At 43.1% G+C, this 19,779-nt stretch carries 24 protein-coding genes; 1 reads left to right on the top strand and 23 read right to left on the bottom strand.

Going from position 1 to position 19,779, the window contains the following annotated elements; genetic code table 11:
• Positions 1–21: 21 nt before the first annotated feature.
• The 19 genes from yqeK to fabT form a co-directional block, all read right to left on the bottom strand.
• Positions 22–603 carry a bis(5'-nucleosyl)-tetraphosphatase (symmetrical) YqeK gene (yqeK, locus tag IGI77_RS07750; protein WP_438769811.1) on the bottom strand — a complete coding sequence of 194 codons (582 nt, stop codon included), beginning with the start codon at positions 601–603 and terminating at the stop codon, positions 22–24.
• A complete protein-coding gene (locus tag IGI77_RS07745; RefSeq protein WP_005225906.1) occupies positions 593–1,234 on the bottom strand; it encodes a nicotinate-nucleotide adenylyltransferase in 642 nt (213 codons plus the stop codon). The genes yqeK and IGI77_RS07745 overlap by 11 nt, the downstream gene beginning before the upstream one ends.
• A gap of 12 nt (positions 1,235–1,246) precedes the next feature.
• Positions 1,247–1,558, bottom strand: coding sequence for a ribosome assembly RNA-binding protein YhbY (yhbY, locus tag IGI77_RS07740; protein WP_005225905.1), 312 nt, complete (start codon positions 1,556–1,558; stop codon positions 1,247–1,249).
• 15 nt (positions 1,559–1,573) lie between these two features.
• Complete coding sequence (gene yqeH / locus IGI77_RS07735) at positions 1,574–2,692, bottom strand: ribosome biogenesis GTPase YqeH (RefSeq protein ID WP_438769810.1); 1,119 nt, start codon at positions 2,690–2,692, stop codon at positions 1,574–1,576.
• Position 2,693: 1 nt separating this feature from the next.
• Positions 2,694–3,218, bottom strand: coding sequence for a YqeG family HAD IIIA-type phosphatase (locus IGI77_RS07730; protein ID WP_005225903.1), 525 nt, complete (start codon positions 3,216–3,218; stop codon positions 2,694–2,696).
• A 359-nt stretch (positions 3,219–3,577) separates the two neighbouring features.
• Positions 3,578–4,303 carry an amino acid ABC transporter ATP-binding protein gene (locus IGI77_RS07725; protein WP_438769809.1) on the bottom strand — a complete coding sequence of 242 codons (726 nt, stop codon included), beginning with the start codon at positions 4,301–4,303 and terminating at the stop codon, positions 3,578–3,580.
• A 16-nt stretch (positions 4,304–4,319) separates the two neighbouring features.
• The gene (locus tag IGI77_RS07720; protein ID WP_005225900.1) at positions 4,320–5,009 is read right to left on the bottom strand and encodes an amino acid ABC transporter permease; all 690 of its coding nucleotides are present in this window, start codon (positions 5,007–5,009) and stop codon (positions 4,320–4,322) included.
• 22 nt (positions 5,010–5,031) lie between these two features.
• A complete protein-coding gene (locus tag IGI77_RS07715) occupies positions 5,032–5,877 on the bottom strand; it encodes a transporter substrate-binding domain-containing protein (protein ID WP_438769808.1) in 846 nt (281 codons plus the stop codon).
• Between the two features lie 190 nt (positions 5,878–6,067).
• Positions 6,068–6,853, bottom strand: a complete 786-nt coding sequence (locus IGI77_RS07710; protein ID WP_015509573.1) for an acetyl-CoA carboxylase carboxyl transferase subunit alpha — start codon at positions 6,851–6,853, stop codon at positions 6,068–6,070.
• Complete coding sequence (gene accD, locus IGI77_RS07705) at positions 6,846–7,715, bottom strand: acetyl-CoA carboxylase, carboxyltransferase subunit beta (protein ID WP_005225897.1); 870 nt, start codon at positions 7,713–7,715, stop codon at positions 6,846–6,848. Before accD ends, IGI77_RS07710 begins: the two co-directional genes overlap by 8 nt.
• Positions 7,716–7,727: 12 nt before the next feature.
• Positions 7,728–9,092 carry an acetyl-CoA carboxylase biotin carboxylase subunit gene (locus IGI77_RS07700; RefSeq protein WP_005225896.1) on the bottom strand — a complete coding sequence of 455 codons (1,365 nt, stop codon included), beginning with the start codon at positions 9,090–9,092 and terminating at the stop codon, positions 7,728–7,730.
• A gap of 7 nt (positions 9,093–9,099) precedes the next feature.
• Positions 9,100–9,528 carry a 3-hydroxyacyl-ACP dehydratase FabZ gene (gene fabZ, locus IGI77_RS07695; protein WP_005225895.1) on the bottom strand — a complete coding sequence of 143 codons (429 nt, stop codon included), beginning with the start codon at positions 9,526–9,528 and terminating at the stop codon, positions 9,100–9,102.
• Between the two features lie 4 nt (positions 9,529–9,532).
• The gene (accB, locus tag IGI77_RS07690; RefSeq protein WP_016610184.1) at positions 9,533–10,015 is read right to left on the bottom strand and encodes an acetyl-CoA carboxylase biotin carboxyl carrier protein; all 483 of its coding nucleotides are present in this window, start codon (positions 10,013–10,015) and stop codon (positions 9,533–9,535) included.
• Positions 10,016–11,254 carry a beta-ketoacyl-ACP synthase II gene (fabF, locus tag IGI77_RS07685; RefSeq protein ID WP_005235583.1) on the bottom strand — a complete coding sequence of 413 codons (1,239 nt, stop codon included), beginning with the start codon at positions 11,252–11,254 and terminating at the stop codon, positions 10,016–10,018.
• A gap of 12 nt (positions 11,255–11,266) precedes the next feature.
• Complete coding sequence (gene fabG, locus IGI77_RS07680) at positions 11,267–12,004, bottom strand: 3-oxoacyl-[acyl-carrier-protein] reductase (RefSeq protein WP_008378189.1); 738 nt, start codon at positions 12,002–12,004, stop codon at positions 11,267–11,269.
• A 9-nt stretch (positions 12,005–12,013) separates the two neighbouring features.
• Entirely contained in the window at positions 12,014–12,937 is a 924-nt protein-coding gene (gene fabD, locus IGI77_RS07675; protein ID WP_074536437.1) for an ACP S-malonyltransferase, read from the bottom strand.
• 123 nt (positions 12,938–13,060) lie between these two features.
• Entirely contained in the window at positions 13,061–13,285 is a 225-nt protein-coding gene (locus tag IGI77_RS07670; protein WP_005225890.1) for an acyl carrier protein, read from the bottom strand.
• Positions 13,286–13,337: 52 nt separating this feature from the next.
• Positions 13,338–14,300, bottom strand: a complete 963-nt coding sequence (locus IGI77_RS07665; protein WP_005225889.1) for a beta-ketoacyl-ACP synthase III — start codon at positions 14,298–14,300, stop codon at positions 13,338–13,340.
• A 9-nt stretch (positions 14,301–14,309) separates the two neighbouring features.
• Complete coding sequence (gene fabT, locus IGI77_RS07660; protein WP_008378199.1) at positions 14,310–14,750, bottom strand: fatty acid biosynthesis transcriptional regulator FabT; 441 nt, start codon at positions 14,748–14,750, stop codon at positions 14,310–14,312.
• Positions 14,751–15,070: 320 nt separating this feature from the next.
• On the opposite strand from fabT, the gene IGI77_RS07655 reads away from it, so the two are divergent.
• A complete protein-coding gene (locus IGI77_RS07655; protein WP_438769807.1) occupies positions 15,071–16,012 on the top strand; it encodes a GIY-YIG nuclease family protein in 942 nt (313 codons plus the stop codon).
• 68 nt (positions 16,013–16,080) lie between these two features.
• Here IGI77_RS07655 and IGI77_RS07650 read toward each other — a convergent pair whose 3' ends face one another.
• The 4 genes from IGI77_RS07650 to IGI77_RS07635 form a co-directional block, all read right to left on the bottom strand.
• Positions 16,081–16,311, bottom strand: a complete 231-nt coding sequence (locus IGI77_RS07650; RefSeq protein ID WP_005225886.1) for a YkuJ family protein — start codon at positions 16,309–16,311, stop codon at positions 16,081–16,083.
• A gap of 83 nt (positions 16,312–16,394) precedes the next feature.
• Positions 16,395–17,270: an NAD(P)-dependent oxidoreductase gene (locus tag IGI77_RS07645; RefSeq protein ID WP_438769806.1), complete on the bottom strand. Its 876-nt coding sequence runs from the start codon at positions 17,268–17,270 to the stop codon at positions 16,395–16,397.
• A 74-nt stretch (positions 17,271–17,344) separates the two neighbouring features.
• The gene (locus tag IGI77_RS07640; protein ID WP_005225884.1) at positions 17,345–18,577 is read right to left on the bottom strand and encodes a glycosyltransferase family 4 protein; all 1,233 of its coding nucleotides are present in this window, start codon (positions 18,575–18,577) and stop codon (positions 17,345–17,347) included.
• A 31-nt stretch (positions 18,578–18,608) separates the two neighbouring features.
• Positions 18,609–19,619, bottom strand: coding sequence for a glycosyltransferase (locus tag IGI77_RS07635; RefSeq protein WP_438769805.1), 1,011 nt, complete (start codon positions 19,617–19,619; stop codon positions 18,609–18,611).
• Positions 19,620–19,779 lie beyond the last annotated feature (160 nt).

Below are 19,779 nucleotides of genomic sequence, written 5' to 3'. Positions count from 1 at the left end.
TATCTATGGTAATTCCCTCCTTTATTTGGCTACCCAAAAATTGTAGGTTTCGATCGTTTTTGGGTAGATAACTGCTTCTGTTTCGATCAAATGAAGCAAGGTATGTTTCGTTTCGTAAGCAACAGCGGCATCTAAGTCAATCATTGCGATCTCTCTGGCTTCAACGACTCCAGGAAACGTACGTCCGGGTTCGATATAATCTGCCACATAGATGATTTTATCTAACAGGCTCATCTTAGCAGCTCCGGTGGTGTGCAAACGGATCGCTTGTAAGATTTCTTCGTCATCGATTTCTAATTCTCGTTGAACGAAATCAGCACCGACAAGTCCATGCCAGATGGCATTGTTCCAGTTCAAGAGATCCAAGTCGAATCCGTCTCTACGAATGACTAATTGAAATTCTTCATCGCTGCGTTCTTTCGCATAATCATGCGTCAAGGCGGCGATGCTGGCTTTGACCGGTGAAGCACCATATTTTTCCGCAAGGGCAACGGCCGTTTTTTCGACACCTAACACATGCTCAAAGCGCTTTTGACTCATCTGCATTTGGACCTTTTGCATCAAAAGTTCCCGTTCTGCTTGTGTGTAGTGTTCACTCTTCATCCAAGTACAACCCCTTTTCTTGAATATAGTGTAACACATTATCTGGCAATAAGTAGCGAACCGAACAACCTTGTTGCACTTTTTTACGAATTGTTGTTGAGCTGACATCCATTAGCGGGATATCGATCCAAATAATCGGGTATGGGCTATCGATCGGCACTTCTGGACGACGAACCCCCACAAAAGTCACCAATTCCATCAGCTCATCGATTTGATGCCATTTTGGTAAATAGTTCACCATATCCCCGCCAATGATAAAATAATAATTGGTATCTGGATTCTTAGCTGTCAATTCCCGCATCGTATCAACCGTGTAACTCTTACCTTTTCGTTCCAACTCAATGGTCTCTACAGCAAATCGCGGATTATCGGCGATCGCCAACTCCAACATCGCCAAGCGGTGCTCCGCTGGGATCGTCTTTTTCTCATCAACATGAGGCGGTAAATACTCAGGCATGAAATAAACTTTATCCAGCCCTAATGCTTGCCCTACTTGCTCACCCATGACCAGATGTGCGTAGTGTACTGGATTAAAATTCCCACCAAGAATGCCCACTTGCTTTTTCGGTACAAGTTCTTGTGTTTGTGTCTCTAAAACCGTTTGTACCTTTCCAAATGTTTGTCCTTGCATGCCTTCTCCCTCCTAAATTGAACGAACTTTGCTTGAAATCGTTTGGTATTTTTCTTTGCTTGACGGTTTGAATAAAACGATCACTCGTCCGATGATCTGTACCACTTCACAGCCGACTTTCTCACGGATCGTTTCAGCTGCTTCGTCAGCAACCTCATCGGTATTTTGGAGCAATGAGACTTTGATCAATTCTCGTTTTTCTAGCGCTTCTTCAATTTGCGCCATCATCGCGTCATTCAAGCCGCCTTTGCCGATTTGAAAAATCGGGTTTAAATGGTGCGCTTCACTTCGTAAAAATCTTTTTTGTTTTCCTCGTAAGTCCATATTCTTCCTTCTTCCTTATACTAATGCTTTACGTCTAAGCACATCGACACCCTTTGGCGCCCACCCAGCGATGACACACGGTTTGGTGATCGTGATCCAGCCAAGTCCAGCAAAAACGATATCGGTTTTTTCTTTGATTGAAAATTCGAAACGGACGAGTTCAGGAAAATCCGCCACTTCATCTGCTCGCGGCGGCTGCAGCAGCCCACCAACATGTTTCTCATAAAACTCATCGGCTTTCGTTAATTTGGTCCGATGGATCGCCACATCATTTGCTACATAAGCAATAAATGAACTGCGTTCTCCTTGAATGAAATCAAATCGGGCAAGTCCTCCTAAGAACAAAGTTTGTTCTGGATTCAACTGATACACCTTTGGTTTGATCTCTTTGGCTGGTGCCACGATTTTTAGATCTTTTTTACCTAAATAATGCGCCATTTGATGACGATGAATAATTCCTGGTGTGTCGATCAAGAAGTGTCCGTCATCCAATGGAATCTCGATTTTATCCAATGTGGTTCCCGGGAAACGCGAAGTCGTGATCAATTCGTTGATCCCCGCTGTTTGTTTGATGATTTGATTGATCAATGTTGATTTTCCAACATTCGTCACACCCACCACATAGACATCGCGTCCTTCACGATACGTTTCGATCGCTTGCAGTAAAGCTTCCGTTTCACCTGGCTTCTTGGCACTCGTCAATAATACATCCACTGGTCTTAAACCAGCTTCATGAGCACGTTCCTTCATCCATTGGGTCATCTTCGATTTTTTCAAAGATTTTGGCAAAATATCCACCTTGTTGCCCACTAATAAAACAGGATTATTGCCGACAAAGCGGTGCAGTCCTGGGATCAATGAACCATTAAAATCGAAAATATCAACGACATTAACGATCAAGGCTTCTTTTTCCCCGATTTCATTCAGTAGACGCAGAAAATCATCGTCGGTAAGGGAAACATCTTGGATCTCATTGTAATGGCGCAAACGGAAGCAGCGTTGACAATAGACTTCTCCTGATTCAAGTCCTTTTTCTAATGCGGATCGCGGGGTGTAGCCCAATTCATTGGGGTTCGTTGTCTGAATCACTGCCCCGCAGCCGATACAGTGAATTTCTTCGATTCCTTCTGTCATATTAAATTCCTCCACGCCATTTTAACTCTGGGTTGTGCTTCAATAAATAGTTCATGATTTTTCTTTCTGCGGCTCGATTAAATTGGGTTTTCCAAGAATCCGTTGGGATCACTGGTTTCACTAAAATACTGCGAACACCGGCACGATTGGCACCTCGTACATCCGTCATGATTTGATCGCCGATCATCACGACCTCTTCTTTTTTCAAGCCTAATTGTTGATAGCCTTGTTTGATCCCTCTTGAAAAGGGTTTTAATGCGCGGTGTACGTACTTTAAACCAAAGGGCGCAACTGCCCGTGCCACTCGTTCACTATTGTTGTTGGAAACGACAACTACAGGTATCCCAGCATTTTTCATTTCTAGTAGCCAGTTTTTTAGTTCTTCGGTTCCGTCAGGATTGTTCCAAGCAATCAAGGTATTATCAAGATCGGTCAAAATCCCTTTGATCCCCTGTGCCTTTAGTTGGCTAGGGGTGATTTTATAAATCGCATCGACCATCCAAGTCGGTTTATAATTTGAAAACATAAAATCTCCTTTGCTGCATGATTTCTTCACGTATTAAAAATCGGCGACTAGTCATCGATCCAAATTGTCGATCCTTAAAAAGAAACAGTCCGATCTGCCTACAATCACGCAGATGGTTTCTATCAAGATCAGACCTCTTCAACCTGTAATTATACAATAGAATCTTTTTGAATACTAGCAAGTGCGCCAGTTTCTGCAGGTTTCTTGTAAAAGAACTGAAAAAGGAACCTGCCAAGACAACCGTTTGTTCTATCACTTCTTTAAAGTAGTCTTTTTTCCGTCAAAAAAGCATCCTTTTACTGAAAGGATGCTTAGGAAAGGTCCAAATTTATCACTAACAACTGCGAACTTCTCGCAGTTTACAATACTTTACTCAAAAAATCAATGGTTCGTGGATTTTTCGGATGATCAAAGATCTGTTCTGGCGTTCCTTCCTCCATAATGATTCCCTGATCCATAAATAAAATCCGATCCGCGACTTCTTTCGCAAAGCCCATTTCATGAGTGACGATGACCATCGTCATTCCTTGCTGAGCCAAACGCTGCATGACGGACAATACTTCGCCAACCATTTCAGGGTCTAACGCTGAAGTCGGTTCATCAAAGAGCATCACGTCTGGTTCCATCGACAAGGCACGTGCGATAGCGATTCGTTGCATCTGTCCACCAGAAAGACTTTGAGGATAGGCTTTTGCTTTGTCTGGTAAGCCAACATCATTTAGTAGTTGTTTTGCCAACTGATCAGCCGCCGATTTTGCTACCTTCTTGACTTTCGTCGGGGACAAAGTAATGTTTTCTAAAACCGTCATATTCGGAAAAAGATTAAAATTTTGAAATACCATACCCATTTTTTCACGCATCTTATACAAATCATTCTTTGGATCGGTAATATCGGTTCCTTCAAAAAAGATTTTTCCGCTTGTCGGTACTTCTAATAGGTTCAAACAGCGTAAAAACGTGCTTTTTCCTGACCCAGATGGCCCAATCACCACTACGACTTCTCCTTGATCGATCGTCGTTGTGATCCCTTTTAGCACTTGATTGCTGCCAAAGGTTTTGTGTAAATCTTGAATATCTAACATCATAGCTTGTCTTCTCCTTTTAACGACGATAGCCTTTGCCTAGTTTCTTTTCCCATAAACTCAATAGTCGCGAAGTCGTAAACGTCAAGATGAAGTAAATGACCGCCGCCACATAGAAAGGCGTTAATGGTTGGAAAGAACTGGTGACAACGATCTGCGCACTGTTCATCAGCTCGTAGATGCCGATCGTTGAAAGCAAAGAGGAATCCTTAATCAAAACGATAAATTCATTGCCTAGTGGCGGCAAAATGTTGCGTAGTGCTTGTGGCAATACGACATAACGCATCGTTTGAAAAGGCCGCAACCCTAAAGAACCAGCCGCTTCTGTTTGACCGTAATCAACGGCATTGATTCCCCCTCGGACGATCTCAGCAACATATGCCCCAGAATTAAGCGAGAGCGCAATGATCCCAGGAAATAGCCGCCCAAAATCAAGACTCAACACGCCGATCGAGACCGTCGGCAAGGCAAACATTCCTTGCAAAAGACCAAAAGCGATCAATATCTGCACCAGCATCGGTGTGCCGCGGATGACTTCAATATACGCATTAGCAAACCAGCGCAAAGGCGTCACTTTTGATAATTTCATTAGGGCAAAAATCACCCCTAGAATCGTTCCAAAGATCACGGTGATGATAGAGATCACGATGGTGATCACCACACCAGAAAGAAAATAAGGGTAATATATCGCTAAAAAGGATAAATCCATAATTGTGTCTACTCCGTTCTATCTATTGCGCCGCATTTTCGTTGGCTAGATCTGTGTTCTTTTGTACATACTCATCGATTGTACCATCTTCAATCAATTCTTTCAAAATACTGTTTAGTTCTTCTTGTAATTCGGTACTCCCTTTAGGTAAAGCAATTGCATAAGAATCGCCTTCAGATGCTTCTAATGCTACATCAGTGATCACGAGGTCATCATTTTGTGCAACATACGATTCAGCAACCGCACTTTCAAGGACCAAACCGTCGATCGAGCCTTGTTTCAATTCATTGACTAGATTCGGAACTTTGGCGATGGAAACCAATTGCGAATCAGCTAATTGATCTTGAACGATCATTTCTTGGATCGAGCCTTTTTGAGCGCCTACTTTTTTGCCAGACAAGCTTTCGATTGAATCAAATGCCGATTCATTGTTTTTATTAACAACTAATTTTTGTTCTGGTGTAAAATAGTTATCGGTGAAATCAAAAGTCTGTTTACGTCCGTCAGTTGCTGAGATGCCTGAAACAGCGATATCGGCTTTCCCTTGTTGCAAAGCAGTCAAAACAGCATTGAAATCAAGGTCCAAAATATTCACTTCGACACCAAGACGATCAGCGATCTCATTGACCATATCGATATCTGCGCCCACGATCGTATCTTTGCCATCGATCAAGGCATGAAATTCAAACGGGGCAAAGTCAGCAGAAGTTGCCACATTTAACACACCAGCTGCTTTGATGGCTTCCAATTGATTATCCGACGAACCGCTGGCACTAGAACTTCCAGTACTCGATGATCCGCCATTCCCACAAGCTCCTAAAACCAAAATCCCCGTCAATACAACAAGTGCTCCAAATAATTTTTTCATTAAAAACGCTCCTCTTCAAAACAAATATTTATGCAATATAATCTTCTTATATTCAGAATATATACATAATAGCACAGAATAATTAAATTTTAAACTAAAAACTTCGCCATTTGTACGATTTATTCAATAACACTTTTAATAAAAAAATACTAGGATACCCATCCTCTAATCAGAGTGGATATCCTAGTTTTTAAAATCGGCGAAAACGTTGATACCTTGCCTCAAGCAATTCATCTGTTTGCAAGGTAGAAAGTTCGGCAAGTTTCTTTGAAATTGCCGCTTTCATCTGTTCCATCAATTGCTCTTTCGGTAAAAAGGCCTCTTCATGGGTTTCAGCAATCACTTTTTCAATAACACCGAGTTCATATAGTTCTTGAGCTGTGATCTTCATCAAGCCAGCAGCTTCTTTGGCACGGCTGCCATCTTTCCATAGGATCGAAGCAAAGCCTTCGGGAGATAAAATGGCATAGATCGAATGTTCCATCATCCAAACCTCATCGCCTAATGCCAGTGCTAAGGCACCGCCGCTGCCGCCTTCACCAATGATGATTGCCAAGATCGGCACCGTTAAATCGGACATTTCCATCAAGTTACGGGCAATCGCTTCGCCTTCTCCGCGCTCTTCCGCGCCAATACCGCAAAACGCCCCTGCTGTATTGATCAATGTGACCACAGGTCGCTGAAATTTTTCTGCTTGCTTCATTAAGCGTAACGCTTTGCGATAACCTTCAGGATGTGGCGAGCCAAAGTTTCTGCGTAAATTTTCAGGCAGATTACGGCCTTTTTGAATACCGATCACGGTCACTGGCTTGCCATCTAAACAAGCAATGCCGCCAACAACGGCTTCATCTTCGCCAAACAGACGGTCTCCATGAAACTCTTCAAACTCAGAAAAAATGCCGTCAAAGTAATCCAGTGCCGTCAAACGGTCTTTGCTGCGAGCGAGTTCAACGATTTCGTGGGCTGCTCTAGTCATTACGATCCCATCCTTTCCGCGTATGCAAAGAAATCAAATGGTGGATTTTCTCCCGCAAGTTCGTCCGCGGAACGATTTGATCGACAAAGCCATGATCTAACAGAAACTCTGCCTTTTGAAAGTCTTCAGGTAGTTCCTGACGAATGGTTTGTTCAATCACACGTCGTCCAGCAAAACCGATCAAGGCTTGCGGTTCTGCCAGGATGATATCCCCTTCCATCGCAAAACTAGCGGTGACGCCACCGGTTGTCGGGTCCGTTAAAACCGTTAGATAAAACAAGCCAGCTTTACTGTGGCGTTTTACCGCTGCAGAGATTTTTGCCATTTGCATCAGTGACAAAATTCCTTCTTGCATCCGCGCACCACCTGAAGCGGTAAAAAGAACAACTGGTAGCTGTTTTTCGATCGCACGTTCAAACAAACGGGTGATCTTCTCCCCCACGACCGTTCCCATACTGCCCATGATGAAATTCGCATCCATGATCCCGATCGCTAACGGCAATCCTTGAACTTTTGCTTCTCCTGTGAGGACAGCCTCATGCAACCCAGTTTTTTCTTGCATTTGTGCGACTTTATCCAAATATCCAGGAAAATCAAGCGGATCTTTTGTGGTTACATCTGTGTCCCATTCTTCAAAACTTTTCTCATCAATCGTGATAGCGATCCGTTCCCAGGCACTGATTCGGAAATTATACCCGCAGTGAGGACAGACTTTCTCTGCCCCCATCTCCTTCGTATAAAGCGTTCGTTTGCAACTAGGACATTTCGCCCAAAGATTATCTGGTACGACTGGTTCGTTCGTTGGCAGCTGACCTCGATTAGGATTGATGCGAATGTAGTTTTTCTTCTTAAATAAAGCCACTCATCTTCCCTCCTATTGTTCAGGTGTCCAATTTGGCAGAAATTCCTCTTGTAAAAAGGCGGTTGTATAGTCTCCCGCAATCACTTTCGGGTGACTGATCAAGTCCATTTGGAATTCTGCATTTGTAATGACACCATCGGTCACTAATTCGGCTAACGCCCGCTGCATCTTCATCAACGCTTCGAAACGGTTCTCGCCGTGAACGATCACTTTAGCGATCATAGAATCATAATAAGGTGGAATCGTGTAGCCAGAATACATGGCACTGTCTACACGAACGCCTAGGCCGCCACTTGGTAAAAACAAATTGTTGATCTTGCCTGGTGACGGTGCAAAATTGAAGGCTGGATTTTCTGCATTGATCCGACATTCGATCGCCGCGCCCGTCATCTTGATGTCTGCTTGCGTCAAGCCTAGCGGTTCGCCACTAGCGACTTCAAGTTGTTTTTTGACTAGATCAATGTTTGTCACCATTTCGGTGATCGGGTGTTCCACTTGGATTCGAGTGTTCATTTCCATGAAATAAAACTCCCCAGTGTCCGCCATTAAAAACTCGATCGTGCCAGCATTACGATACCCTACCGCTTGTGCGGCACGTACCGCTGCTTCTCCTAGTTCTGCTCGCTTGCTTTCAGAAATCACCACAGAAGGGGATTCTTCCAACACTTTTTGGTTGTTGCGTTGTAGCGAGCAATCGCGTTCACCAAGGTGGATAATATTACCAAAAGAATCACCTAACACTTGCACTTCTATGTGTCGAGCAGGATAAATGATTTTTTCAATGTACATTTCATCGTTGCCAAATGCCGCTTTCGCTTCTTGCTGCGCCGAAGCAAAATGATGAGGCAATGCTTCTTTATCTGCGACTTTCCGTATCCCTTTACCGCCACCGCCGGCCGCAGCTTTGAGCATGACTGGGTAACCAATCTCTTCAGCGATTGTTAAAGCTTCTTCCACATCAGAAATCGCGCCTTTGCTTCCGGGAATGACCGGTACTTCTGCTTCGATCATCAAGCGTCTTGCATTGATTTTGTTTCCCATTGCATCGATAGTCTCACTCTTTGGCCCAATAAAGACGATATTGCATTCCTCGCACATCGCAGCAAAGCGGCTATTCTCTGAAAGAAAGCCAAATCCAGGATGGATCGCCTCAGCCTTTGTGACGATCGCAGCGCTTAGGATCTGCTGTACATTCAAATAAGAGTCGGCTGCTTTGGCAGGTCCGATACAAATCGCTTCATCGGCAAGCTCTGTATGCAACGCTTCTTTATCTGCTTCTGAATAAACGGCGACCGTTTGAATACCTAATTCGCGACATGCGCGAATGATACGTACGGCGATTTCGCCACGGTTTGCGATCAATACTTTAGAAAACATGTCTCACCTATCCAATCATGAAAGTCAATTCTGCTTCCGCCACTTTTTTCCCATCAACATAGGCAATTCCTTTGCCGATGCCAGCTGCAGATTTCACTTTGATTATTTCTACTTCTAAGATCAAGGTATCGCCTGGTGTTACTTTTTTTCTGAATTTCGCTTTGTCTAAACCGCCAAAGTAGGCAGTTTTCCCACGAAAATCTTCCAATGATAGCAATGCTACAGCACCTGCTTGCGCCATTGCTTCCACGATCAATACTCCGGGCATCACTGGTTCATGGGGAAAATGACCTTGGAAAAACGGCTCATTGATAGTAACGTTTTTCTTCGCAACGACCCGTTTGCCTTCTTCTAACTCCTCTACCCGATCCACTAAAAGCATCGGATAACGATGAGGGATGATTTCTTTGATTTCTTGAATCGTTAATGCGCTCATTGCTTTACCCTTCTTTCACACGGAATAATGGTTGATTGTATTCAACGATTTGTTCGCTTTCAACCAAGACTTCAACTAATTCGCCATCGACGTCACTGACGATTTCATTCATGACTTTCATCGCTTCAACGATACAGAGAATATCACCTTTTTTCACGTGATCGCCGATTTGTTTGAAGTTGTCTTTATCAGGACTTGGTTTCAAATAAACGACACCCACTAATGGAGAGACAACTTCTTTGCCCTCTAAGACAGGTTTTGCCGTTTCTACTGTGTCCGGTGTTGCTGAGACAGCAGGCGTTGGTGCAACAGGAGTTGGCGCAGCATTCGCTGCAGGAGCAGATGCAGGTGCAGAGGATGCACTTTGTAGCCCACTTGTCGTATTTTTATTAAAATAAAGTTCAAATGTCTCTTTTTTTAATTGAAGCTCAGTTAACGTCGATTGATCGAATTGGCTGAGCAGCTCTTTTACCTCATGTGTTTCCAATTACGCTTCCTCCCAACGTTTCAGCAAGATCACTGCATTATGACCGCCAAACCCAAGTGAATTACTCATGGCATAGGTCAATTCTGCTGGTTGGCTTTGATTGATAACAACGTTCAAGTCGATCTCAGGATCTTGTTCTGTCACGTTGATGGTTGGTGGAATAAATTGATGTTGTAATGCTAATAGTGAAGCAATGGCTTCGATTCCACCAGCCGCCCCAAGCAAATGACCAGTCATTGACTTTGTACTGCTGACGTATGGTTTTTTATAGTCTTCGCCCAATCCGTATTGGATCGATGTCGCTTCTGCACTGTCATTGGCAGGCGTGCTTGTACCGTGGGCATTGATGTAGCCAACTTCAGCCGGGGTGATCGATGCTTCTTGCATCGCCAATTTCATTGCTTTTCCAGCACCTGATCCATCTGGATTTGGCGCAGTCATATGGTAGGCATCACAGTTCGCACCATACCCTACGACTTCACCTAAAATCGTTGCCCCACGTTTTTGCGCATGCGCCAATGATTCTAAAATGAAGACACCAGCGCCTTCACCCATGACAAACCCACTACGATTTTTATCAAACGGAACGGAAGCTTTGTCAGGGTCTGATTCAGTGGTTAACGCCGTCAGAGACGCAAAACCAGCGATACCGATTTCACAGATCGTCGCTTCTGAACCACCAGCGATCATGACATCTGCGTAGCCATGCTTGATGTTCCGAAAAGCTTCACCGATTGAATGGGTACCAGAAGCACAGGCGGAAACAGTCGTCGTACAAATGCCTTTCGCACCTACCCGTAATGCAATGTTGCCGGCAACCATATTTACGATCGACATCGGTACGAACATTGGTGATACCCGATTTGCTCCTTTGTCATGCATCCGAATAACTTGGTCTTGAATCGTTGGCAAGCCGCCGATCCCTGAACCAACCATCACGCCAAAACGATCCACATCAATGGTTTCTGTATCTAACTTCGCCATTTCCATCGCTTCTAACGCCGCATAAATTCCATAAATGGAAAAAAGATCCATCCGCTTCGTATCTTTTTTAACGAAGTACTTTTCTAACGGAAAATCTTTGACTTCAGCGGCAACTGAGATCCCTGTTGCTTCTGCGTCAAATTTTGTAATCGGGCCGATGCCGTTGGTCCCGTTTTGTAAACTTGCTAAAAATGTTTCTGGGTCATTTCCGATTGGAGAAGTGACGCCGTATCCTGTAACTACTACTCGATTCATCTATTCTTCCTCCTACCCTTGCATTGCCATCCCGCCGTCTACACTGATCACCTGACCAGTGATGTAGGGGCTTTTTGCTAAAAAGACTGCTGTTTGCGCAACATCCTGTGTGGAACCAAAACGCTGTAATGGAATATTTGCCAATGATTGTTCTTTGACTTTATCCGACAGCACTTCAGTCATCTCTGTTTCGATAAATCCTGGGGCGATCGCATTGCAGGTGATCCCCCGAGCGGCACCTTCACGAGCGGCAGATTTCGTAAAACCGATCACGCCAGCTTTACTTGCCGCATAGTTGGCTTGCCCGATATTTCCCGTCAAGCCGACCACACTCGTCAAATTGATGATGCGGCCTTCTCGCAGCTTCATCATTTTTTTCAACGCGTGCTGCGTCATATTGAAGGTACCAGTCAAATTTATTTTGATCACTGAATCAAAATCTTCGGGTTTCATTCTCAACAATAATTTGTCATTCGTGATCCCGGCATTGTTGACTAAAATGTGGATCGGTCCGACTGCCGCTTCTGCTTCTAAAAGCATGGCTGCCGCTTGATCAAAATCAGAAATGTCCCCATTGATCGCTACACATTTCACGCCGTAGCTGGTGATGCGATCGATCAGTGACTGGGGAATTTCTTTTCGTCCATTTAAAACGATATTGGCTCCTTCTTTGGCAAAGGCTTCCGCGATGGTAAAACCGATCCCTCGCGAGCTACCAGTTACAAAGACGTTTCTATTTTGCAGATCCATAAATTCCTCCTAGTTGAATCGGGCTAGTGTATCTGCCAACGTTTGGCTATCTTCTACACGCGCAGTCTGTATTTCTTTGTCTATTTTCTTCATAAAACCGCTCAATACTTTTCCTGGTCCGATCTCGATGACTTGTTGGATGCCAAGCTGCTTCAGTGTCGCAATGCTTTCGTAAAAACGCACTGGCGATTTCACTTGCAGCGTCAACAGTTCCTTGATTTGGTCTTGCTGCATTGGCTGCGCGGTCGTATTGCTGATGACAGGTACTTGTAACTCATCAAAGGTGATTTGAGCTAATTCCTGTGCTAATTGCTGCGATGCGGGTTCCAACAAAGCAGTATGGAAAGGACCGCTGACATTTAAAGGAATCACCCGTTTGGTTCCAGCAGCTTGTAACAATTCCACCGCTTTATCCACTGCCGGCGCTTCACCGCCAATGACGATCTGCTGCGGCGTATTGTAATTCGCTGGTGTCACGATCCCCACTTGACTTGCTTCTTTACAGATTTCTTCAATCGTTTCAGCGGGTGTGTTCATCACAGCGACCATTTTCCCAATACCTGCTGGCGCCGCACTTGCCATATACCGACCGCGCTTTTGCACCAATGCGACTGCTGTCTGGAAATCAAGCGCACCACTAGCGACTAAGGCTGTATATTCGCCTAAACTCAAGCCAGCAACAGCATCTGCTTTGATTCCTTGCGCATCCAAAAGTCGCCAAAAAGCCGTACTTACCGTTAAGATGGCAGGCTGCGTATATTCCGTCTGGTTTAAACGTTCGTTTTCAGTAAAGCATAGCTCGGCCATATCATATCCTAGAATGGTGCTGGCTTGTTCAAACGTCTCACGAACGATTGCTTCTTGGTGATAGAGCTCTTCTCCCATTTGGGGGTACTGTGCGCCTTGACCGCTAAATAAAAAGGCTGTCTTCATCTTGCACTCCTTCATTACTTTGATCGTTGTCGTTGGAGAACATGGCTTCTTGCAGTTCGTCTATGAATCAGCAAAAACACGTTCTTAAAAAGGAAAGGCTAGGCTGTCTGCCTAGCCTTTGTTTTATGCTTGTTGTTTTTCTACATATTTAACTAGATCTTCAACGGTTGTGATACCATCTTCTGTTTCGATCTTCACATCGAATTCATCTTCGATCTCGTTAATGATTTGGAAAAGATCCAAGCTGTCTGCTTCTAAATCTTCTTGGATGTTTGTGTTCAATTTGATTTCTTCTTTTTCTTTTCCTAATTCTTCTGCTACGATTTCTTGAATTTTTTCGAATACCATGTGTATATTCCTCCAATGTGTTTTTCAATAGTAATTTTGTTTCGTGAACAAGTTATAAGGTGGCTAACATAGTTCCCCATGTCAATCCGCCGCCAAAACCTGAGAACACCACTTTTTGACCACTGCCAAGTGACAGTGTACCTCGTTTGATTTCTTCATCTAGCAATAACGGAATCGAGGCTGCCGAAGTATTGCCATAATCTTGCATATTTTGCAAAAATTTCTCACGGGGCTGCTTCAGCTTGCGAGCAACTTTGTCTAAAATACGTGAATTTGCTTGGTGAAGCAAAAAATAATCGATTGCTTCATCTTGTGTCAGATCATTGATCGAGGCGACCACATCACGCGTCGCAAAATCAAAGATTTCTCGTCCAATCATTTGCATACAAGCACTATACGCCGGAGCGTTTTGTGAAAAAGGATTCTCATTCGTGCGAAAACCAGATGTTAAGGACATGCCTCGCGTCCCATCTGCTTTTAAAGACTCTTTGAGCAAATGCTGCTCTGAAGATGCTTCCAACAATAGACCGCCGGCACCATCTCCGAATAAAACAGCCGTCGAACGGTCGTTCCAATCCAAGACTTTTGAAAGTACTTCTCCACCGATGACCAATCCTTTTTTAGCGCCCGTTCGAATCAGTTTTTCAGCCATAGACAATGCATACACGAAACCAGCACATGCTGCACTGATATCAAAAGCAAAGGCATTGACTGCCCCAATCGCCCCTTGGACTTGGCAAGCAACCGCCGGTGTATTGAAATCCGGTGTGATCGTCGCTACCAAGATAAAATCTAGACTTTCTGCTGAAAGCTGAGCATCTTGCAAAAGCGTTTGAGCGACGCGAATACAAAGGTCTGAAGTGTTTTCGCCAACAGCGACTCTTCTTCGTTTGATTCCCGTGCGAGAATGGATCCATTCATCTGAAGTATCCATCAAATTTGATAGATCATCATTTGTTACGATTTTTTCTGGAACATAACTTGCAGTCGCGGTAATTTTTCCAAACATATTCATCCATTATTCTCACTTATAATCTTGTAAAAAGTCATGCAGATTTTTCAGTGCTTTCAACAGTGCCTGTTCCTCTTCAGGAGACATCTGACTCAAGACACCTTTCACCATCTCACGATGAAAATGCTGATGAACACGATAAAGGAGTTTTCCTTTTTTCGTCAAACCTAGTTTGACGACTCGCCGATCATCTTCACTGCGAATCCGTTCTACATATTCTTTTTTCACCAAACGATTGATCGCGATGGTCAAAGTCCCAACAGTGATCGAAAGCTCTTTGGCAACTTCAGTCGTGGTCTTTTTTTTGTACATCCCGATGGCTTCGATGGTATGCATTTCGGTAATTGAAAGGTCTTTGAATTGAGATTTTTTCAATTCAGATTCTTCAATCACTAAGATGTCATTAAAGACGCTGACTAAGTAGTCATTAACTGTTTCTAAATTGGGTTCCATAACCTTCACCATCCGAATACTTTGATAATCAAATCATTTGATAGTCAAACTATATCGGAAGTTATTGAGAAATGCAAGAATTTTTTCGAACTTTTTTTATTTTTAAGCGCATTTTTATTTAAGCATTGATTTTCTAAGATTTTAAAAGCTGCGAGTTGACAAAATAATCCGTTTCCGTTATAGAGAAATTTCCTTTGAATGTCAAAGTTTATCATTGCGTTGCTTCCACTCTATTTCTAATTTTTTCTTGTCAAAGGCCAGCAAACGTTGCTCTCTTACGCTTCATCTGCTACTCTTTGAAGGAAGGAGAGGAACGATCGATGAATCCGAACAAAGAGTTTCTAAAAAACAAAGCAAATGCACTGCCTGAAAAGCCTGGTGTTTATTTAATGAAAGATCAGCACAACGAAGTCTTGTATGTAGGAAAAGCCAAATCATTGAAACAGCGTGTCGTTTCTTACTTCCGAAAAAATCAGCAGCATGCCAATAAGGTGCTTCGACTTGTTTATAATGTCGTTGATTTTGAAACGATCGAAACAGATACAGAATTGGATGCACTTTTACTTGAATGTCGTTTGATCCAAGCTTTTCATCCTATCTACAACCGACAAATGAACCATTCAGCCAACTATTGCTTTGTTGACTTGACGAATCATACCTTCACGATCACTCAAATACCCCAAATTGGCAGTTATGGCCCCTTTCGGCAAACAAAAAAATTGCCAGCATTGTTTCAATTATTGTCAGAAACCTTTCAATTGCCGACTGTCAACGAACTGACGCTATTGACCTTACGTAAGCAGCTCCCTCAAATGGATGCGTATCCCTTGGAAGAGAAGTGGCGGGAGATCGGCTGTTTTTTTGCAGGAAAGAAGACCGACTGTTTTTCACTCCTTAAACAACGCTTAGCATATCTGATTGATCACCTATTGTTTGAGCAAGCTAGTGTACTGCAGCGCGAGATCCATTTAGCACAAAGCTTTTACCAAGAAATCGTGAGGGTCAATCAGTTTATTCAAGAACCAGAAGTGATTTTTTCTATTCCCCTTGACTTAGAGGAGCCAGGATCACAGATGACTCAAATCAAATACTATCAAGTTAGCTTTGGCAAGTTGATCCAAACAAAAGTTCTTTCTCCCGAGGAAACATTCCAGCCACTCCCGTCAGCAAGCGCTGCGCTTCCCTTAGCCCCGGAAGATCTCGATCCATTAGGGATCATCCTTAATCACCTGTATCGCCAAGAAAAAGCAGCAGATAAATAAAAAACAGCAAGCCCAAGTAGGCTTGCTGTAAAGAAATGAGAAAGCGACGACGAACGTCCCACTCATTCTTATTGGATCAAATCATAGATTTCCATGGCTACAATATCAACATTATCAAATTGATAAGATTGACTTGATTCTGCTTCCGTTAATTCAAACGTTTCTGTCGAATTGTCATAAGTAACGGTACATTTTTCGACGCCTTCTTTTTCAAAACGACGTACTTGAACTTCATTGTCTTGCGCTTCGACCATCGCTTCTAAACGTTTGATGATAGCGACTAATTGCGAACTTTTCATTCGTAAGCCTCCTTTTTCTGTCCGTTATATTGTATCAAAACATCCTCTATCTTGCATTGATTTTTCGTATTTTTTTTGTCATTTTAAGATTTTTTTCCATCTTGCCACCAAAGTTTAATCAGCGCCTGCGTTCCGTCATTTTCGAAGCCTTTTTCAGCTAACTGATCATACAATTTTTTAGCTAAAGCGGTGCTTGGCAAATCCAATCTCATCTTCTTGGCCTCATCCAAAGCGATCCCCAAATCTTTGATGAAATGTTTGACAAAAAAGCCTGGAGAATAATCCTCTTTTAGGATACGAGGACTGTAATTCGTCATGGACCAATTGGCTGCCCCACCGCCAGAAAGCGTGTCAATCACTCGTGGTAAATCAAGACCGGCTTGATTCGCATAGACCAGCATTTCTGTCATCCCCGTCATGGTTCCGGCAATCATGATCTGATTGGCCATTTTCGTATGCTGACCCTTCCCTGCCCCTCCTTGAAGTTGAAACGTCTTTCCTAATACTTCAAAAAGTGGTTTTACTTGTTGGTAAGCTTCTTCATCGCCACCAACCATAATCGTTAGCGTGGCGTTTCTCGCACCAAGATCACCACCAGAAACTGGCGCATCAATACTCGCTGCTCCTTTTTCCTTCGCTGTCTGGTAGATTCGTTCTGCCAAATCAGGTGTACTGGTGGTAAAATCCACCAATGTTTTGCCCGTCACAGCCGTTTGAAAAATCCCTTGAGGCCCATAGTAAACCTCTTCAACATCGGATGGATAACCAACCATTGTAAAGATGATTTCACTTTCTGATGCAACTTCTGTTGGGGTGTCACACCAAATTGCTCCATTCGCAACGAGTTCATCTGTTTTTTCTTTCGTCCGATTGTAAACATTCACTGTATGTCCTGCAGCTAAGAGATGACCAACCATCGCTTGACCCATGACACCAGTACCGATAAATCCTAATTTCATGCAGATCCCTCCAAAATAAAAAAGTTCATGTCTTTAGTATACGCTAAAAACATGAACTTGCGAAAATTTTCTGTTTAATCGATCGTTCGGCGAAAGGCCTTTAATTTTACTTTGAATTTTTCTAGCGTCTGCTCGGTTTCTTTTTCGATGCGTTCTGTTTCATAATAAGCGACCATGTCATGGTAGAAAGATAGCATCGACTCACCGAAGCGCAATGCCGAGATCTCGTACATTTTTCTAGCAAGAACTTCGGGATCAGCAGGAATCTTTCGTTCATAATAATCAATAAATGCTTTTGCGAAATCCCGATCACTCTCATAGGTGACACCTAAAGACGGATCATCGATCAAGGTGTTTAAGTAGTCATTGCCTTCAACGACTAACGGTGTTCCAGCAGCCATTGCTTCCGTGTAAGTCAGTCCTTGTGTTTCTGATGTGGAGGCACTGACGAAGTAATCGGCAGCATGATAATAGATCGCCACTTTATCATTTGCCACTTCACCGACAAATTGAACATGGTCAGATAAAGCCATATCCACCACTTTTTCTTCTAATTTTTCTTTATGCGGACCTTTCCCAACGATCACTAATTGCGCATCAGGAATCTTCGTTAAAATTTCTGGCATGCCGTCGATGATTGCTTGGATATTCTTTTCATAAGAAATACGACTGAGGGAAAGCAGCATGGGTTGATTCTCAGTGATGCCCAATTTCTCCCGCAATTCTTTTTTCATGTCAGTTGTAATATCCGGTCGGCGAAACTTCTCAACTTCGATCCCTGTGGGGATGATCCGCATTGGTGAAACCACACCATACCCTCTCAGCGTATCGATGACCCGTTCACTTGGACAAACAACACCTGTCGAGTGGTTGGCAAATAGCCGTGAAAGATATTTCACGTGAGATGGCCGCAAGACCTTTCCGTTTGCGATGTAGTGCAAGTAATCTTCATACATTGTATGGTAGGTATGGATCACAGGAATCTGCAATTTACGCCCCACCATTTTCCCCAACATCCCAGAACCAAACTCTGTATGGGTATGGATCAATTCCAATTCTAATTCTTTAGCGATCAAATAGGCATACAACATGCCGCGAACCACGATTCGCCGATCTTTGAAGGACACAAACGGGACACTTGGCATGCGAATGATATCTTCTTCGTCCAGATCAGCATTTGGATCGGTCGTTGTAAAGATATACACTTTATGGCCTTTTTTCTCAAGCTCTTCTTTCAATGTCTTGATCGATGTCGCCACACCACTTACCTGGGGGAAGTAGGTGTCAGTAAAAAATCCGATTTTCAAAACGGTACCTCCAAACTTTACATTAGTTTCTTCATTCCGTATTCATCACTTTTGTATAAACCTCTTGTAATTTAAACCCAATTTCATCAATACTCTTTTGCTTTGCTGTTTCATAACCCGCTTCACTCAACGGTGGCAACGTGCCCTCCACGATTCCTTTGATTTTCTCAATAAATCCTTCATTGTTTTTTTCCATGTATGCATTGTGCCCATTACTTAGCCACCCTTTATAAACAGGAATATCCCGAACGAGCACATTTTGGCGGCTGGCTAACGCCTCAAGGACTACGATCCCTTCTGTTTCTTCATAAGAAGGAAAGAAGAATAAATCGGCAGCGGAATATGCGCCTTCGATAATGTCTCCTTTGATATAACCTGGAAACAACACATTTTCTGGATGGTCTTCATTGACGAGGTCGCGGATCTGTTTAGGAATCGTCATCATTGGTGTATGACCAAACCAGATAAACGTATACTCAGGCAACTGTCTAGCTATCTCTACAAAATCAAGAATGCCTTTTCGTTCAAAAAATAAACCGACGGATATAATGACTTTTTGATCTGGTAAGAGATTGAAATACTCGCGAAAGGCTTTTTCTTTCTCTTGATCCGGCTGATATTTGTCAAGATCGATGCCGTTTGAGATCGCTTCGATCGGTACTTGGATACCATACCCTTCCAAAAGTTCTTTCGAATAAGGAGTCGGGGTGATCAACTGATCGGCTCTAGAATAAAGATTGATCAAATATTTTTTATATAATGGCGAAAGCTGGTTTGAGCCGATAAATGAATTCCGAAAATCCTCTTCTGTAGAATGGGCATGGTAAATCACTTTTTTCCCTTGTCTTTTGGCTTTGTTGACCATGTGCATACTATTGATCCCATACGTGTTGATATGAAGGATATCATAGTCCTCATCATTTTTATCAAGAGTAAAAGGAATCCCGACAGATGTCAGTGCTCGTTGCTGATGGGCCAACGCTCGACCGATACCTGATTTAGCTAATAATTTTTCTCCTTCAAAATAAAGAAGTACTTTCAAAGATGATTCCTCCTTGGAAATGCTTATATCTGATATTAGTATACCATAGGCAATCGGAGACATACTCCTACCATGGTCCTAGATTTTGTTCCCCATTTAATCATGATACGTGAAAAACCTACGGAATCATAGCTTTATACAAAGATATGACAAAATTGTT

Source organism: Enterococcus sp. DIV0213h (assembly GCF_051711285.1).
Classification (GTDB): domain Bacteria; phylum Bacillota; class Bacilli; order Lactobacillales; family Enterococcaceae; genus Enterococcus_D; species Enterococcus_D casseliflavus.
This window is presented reverse-complemented; position numbering and strand designations above follow the sequence as displayed.

Excerpts from the sequence above, each read along its gene's own strand:
- IGI77_RS07665 (WP_005225889.1), bottom strand. The coding sequence starts at position 14,300 with ATGAATATGTTTGGAAAAATTACCGCGACTGCAAGTTATGTTCCAGAA.
- yqeH (WP_438769810.1), bottom strand. The coding sequence starts at position 2,692 with ATGACAGAAGGAATCGAAGAAATTCACTGTATCGGCTGCGGGGCAGTG.
- IGI77_RS07715 (WP_438769808.1), bottom strand. The coding sequence starts at position 5,877 with ATGAAAAAATTATTTGGAGCACTTGTTGTATTGACGGGGATTTTGGTT.
- IGI77_RS07725 (WP_438769809.1), bottom strand. The coding sequence starts at position 4,303 with ATGATGTTAGATATTCAAGATTTACACAAAACCTTTGGCAGCAATCAA.
- fabD (WP_074536437.1), bottom strand. The coding sequence starts at position 12,937 with ATGAAGACAGCCTTTTTATTTAGCGGTCAAGGCGCACAGTACCCCCAA.
- fabZ (WP_005225895.1), bottom strand. The coding sequence starts at position 9,528 with ATGAGCGCATTAACGATTCAAGAAATCAAAGAAATCATCCCTCATCGT.
- IGI77_RS07655 (WP_438769807.1), top strand. The coding sequence starts at position 15,071 with ATGAATCCGAACAAAGAGTTTCTAAAAAACAAAGCAAATGCACTGCCT.
- IGI77_RS07730 (WP_005225903.1), bottom strand. The coding sequence starts at position 3,218 with ATGTTTTCAAATTATAAACCGACTTGGATGGTCGATGCGATTTATAAA.
- IGI77_RS07720 (WP_005225900.1), bottom strand. The coding sequence starts at position 5,009 with ATGGATTTATCCTTTTTAGCGATATATTACCCTTATTTTCTTTCTGGT.
- fabG (WP_008378189.1), bottom strand. The coding sequence starts at position 12,004 with ATGGATCTGCAAAATAGAAACGTCTTTGTAACTGGTAGCTCGCGAGGG.
- IGI77_RS07745 (WP_005225906.1), bottom strand. The coding sequence starts at position 1,234 with ATGCAAGGACAAACATTTGGAAAGGTACAAACGGTTTTAGAGACACAA.
- IGI77_RS07650 (WP_005225886.1), bottom strand. The coding sequence starts at position 16,311 with ATGAAAAGTTCGCAATTAGTCGCTATCATCAAACGTTTAGAAGCGATG.
- IGI77_RS07700 (WP_005225896.1), bottom strand. The coding sequence starts at position 9,092 with ATGTTTTCTAAAGTATTGATCGCAAACCGTGGCGAAATCGCCGTACGT.
- fabT (WP_008378199.1), bottom strand. The coding sequence starts at position 14,750 with ATGGAACCCAATTTAGAAACAGTTAATGACTACTTAGTCAGCGTCTTT.
- IGI77_RS07645 (WP_438769806.1), bottom strand. The coding sequence starts at position 17,270 with ATGAAATTAGGATTTATCGGTACTGGTGTCATGGGTCAAGCGATGGTT.
- fabF (WP_005235583.1), bottom strand. The coding sequence starts at position 11,254 with ATGAATCGAGTAGTAGTTACAGGATACGGCGTCACTTCTCCAATCGGA.
- yqeK (WP_438769811.1), bottom strand. The coding sequence starts at position 603 with ATGAAGAGTGAACACTACACACAAGCAGAACGGGAACTTTTGATGCAA.
- IGI77_RS07710 (WP_015509573.1), bottom strand. The coding sequence starts at position 6,853 with ATGACTAGAGCAGCCCACGAAATCGTTGAACTCGCTCGCAGCAAAGAC.
- IGI77_RS07670 (WP_005225890.1), bottom strand. The coding sequence starts at position 13,285 with ATGGTATTCGAAAAAATTCAAGAAATCGTAGCAGAAGAATTAGGAAAA.
- yhbY (WP_005225905.1), bottom strand. The coding sequence starts at position 1,558 with ATGGACTTACGAGGAAAACAAAAAAGATTTTTACGAAGTGAAGCGCAC.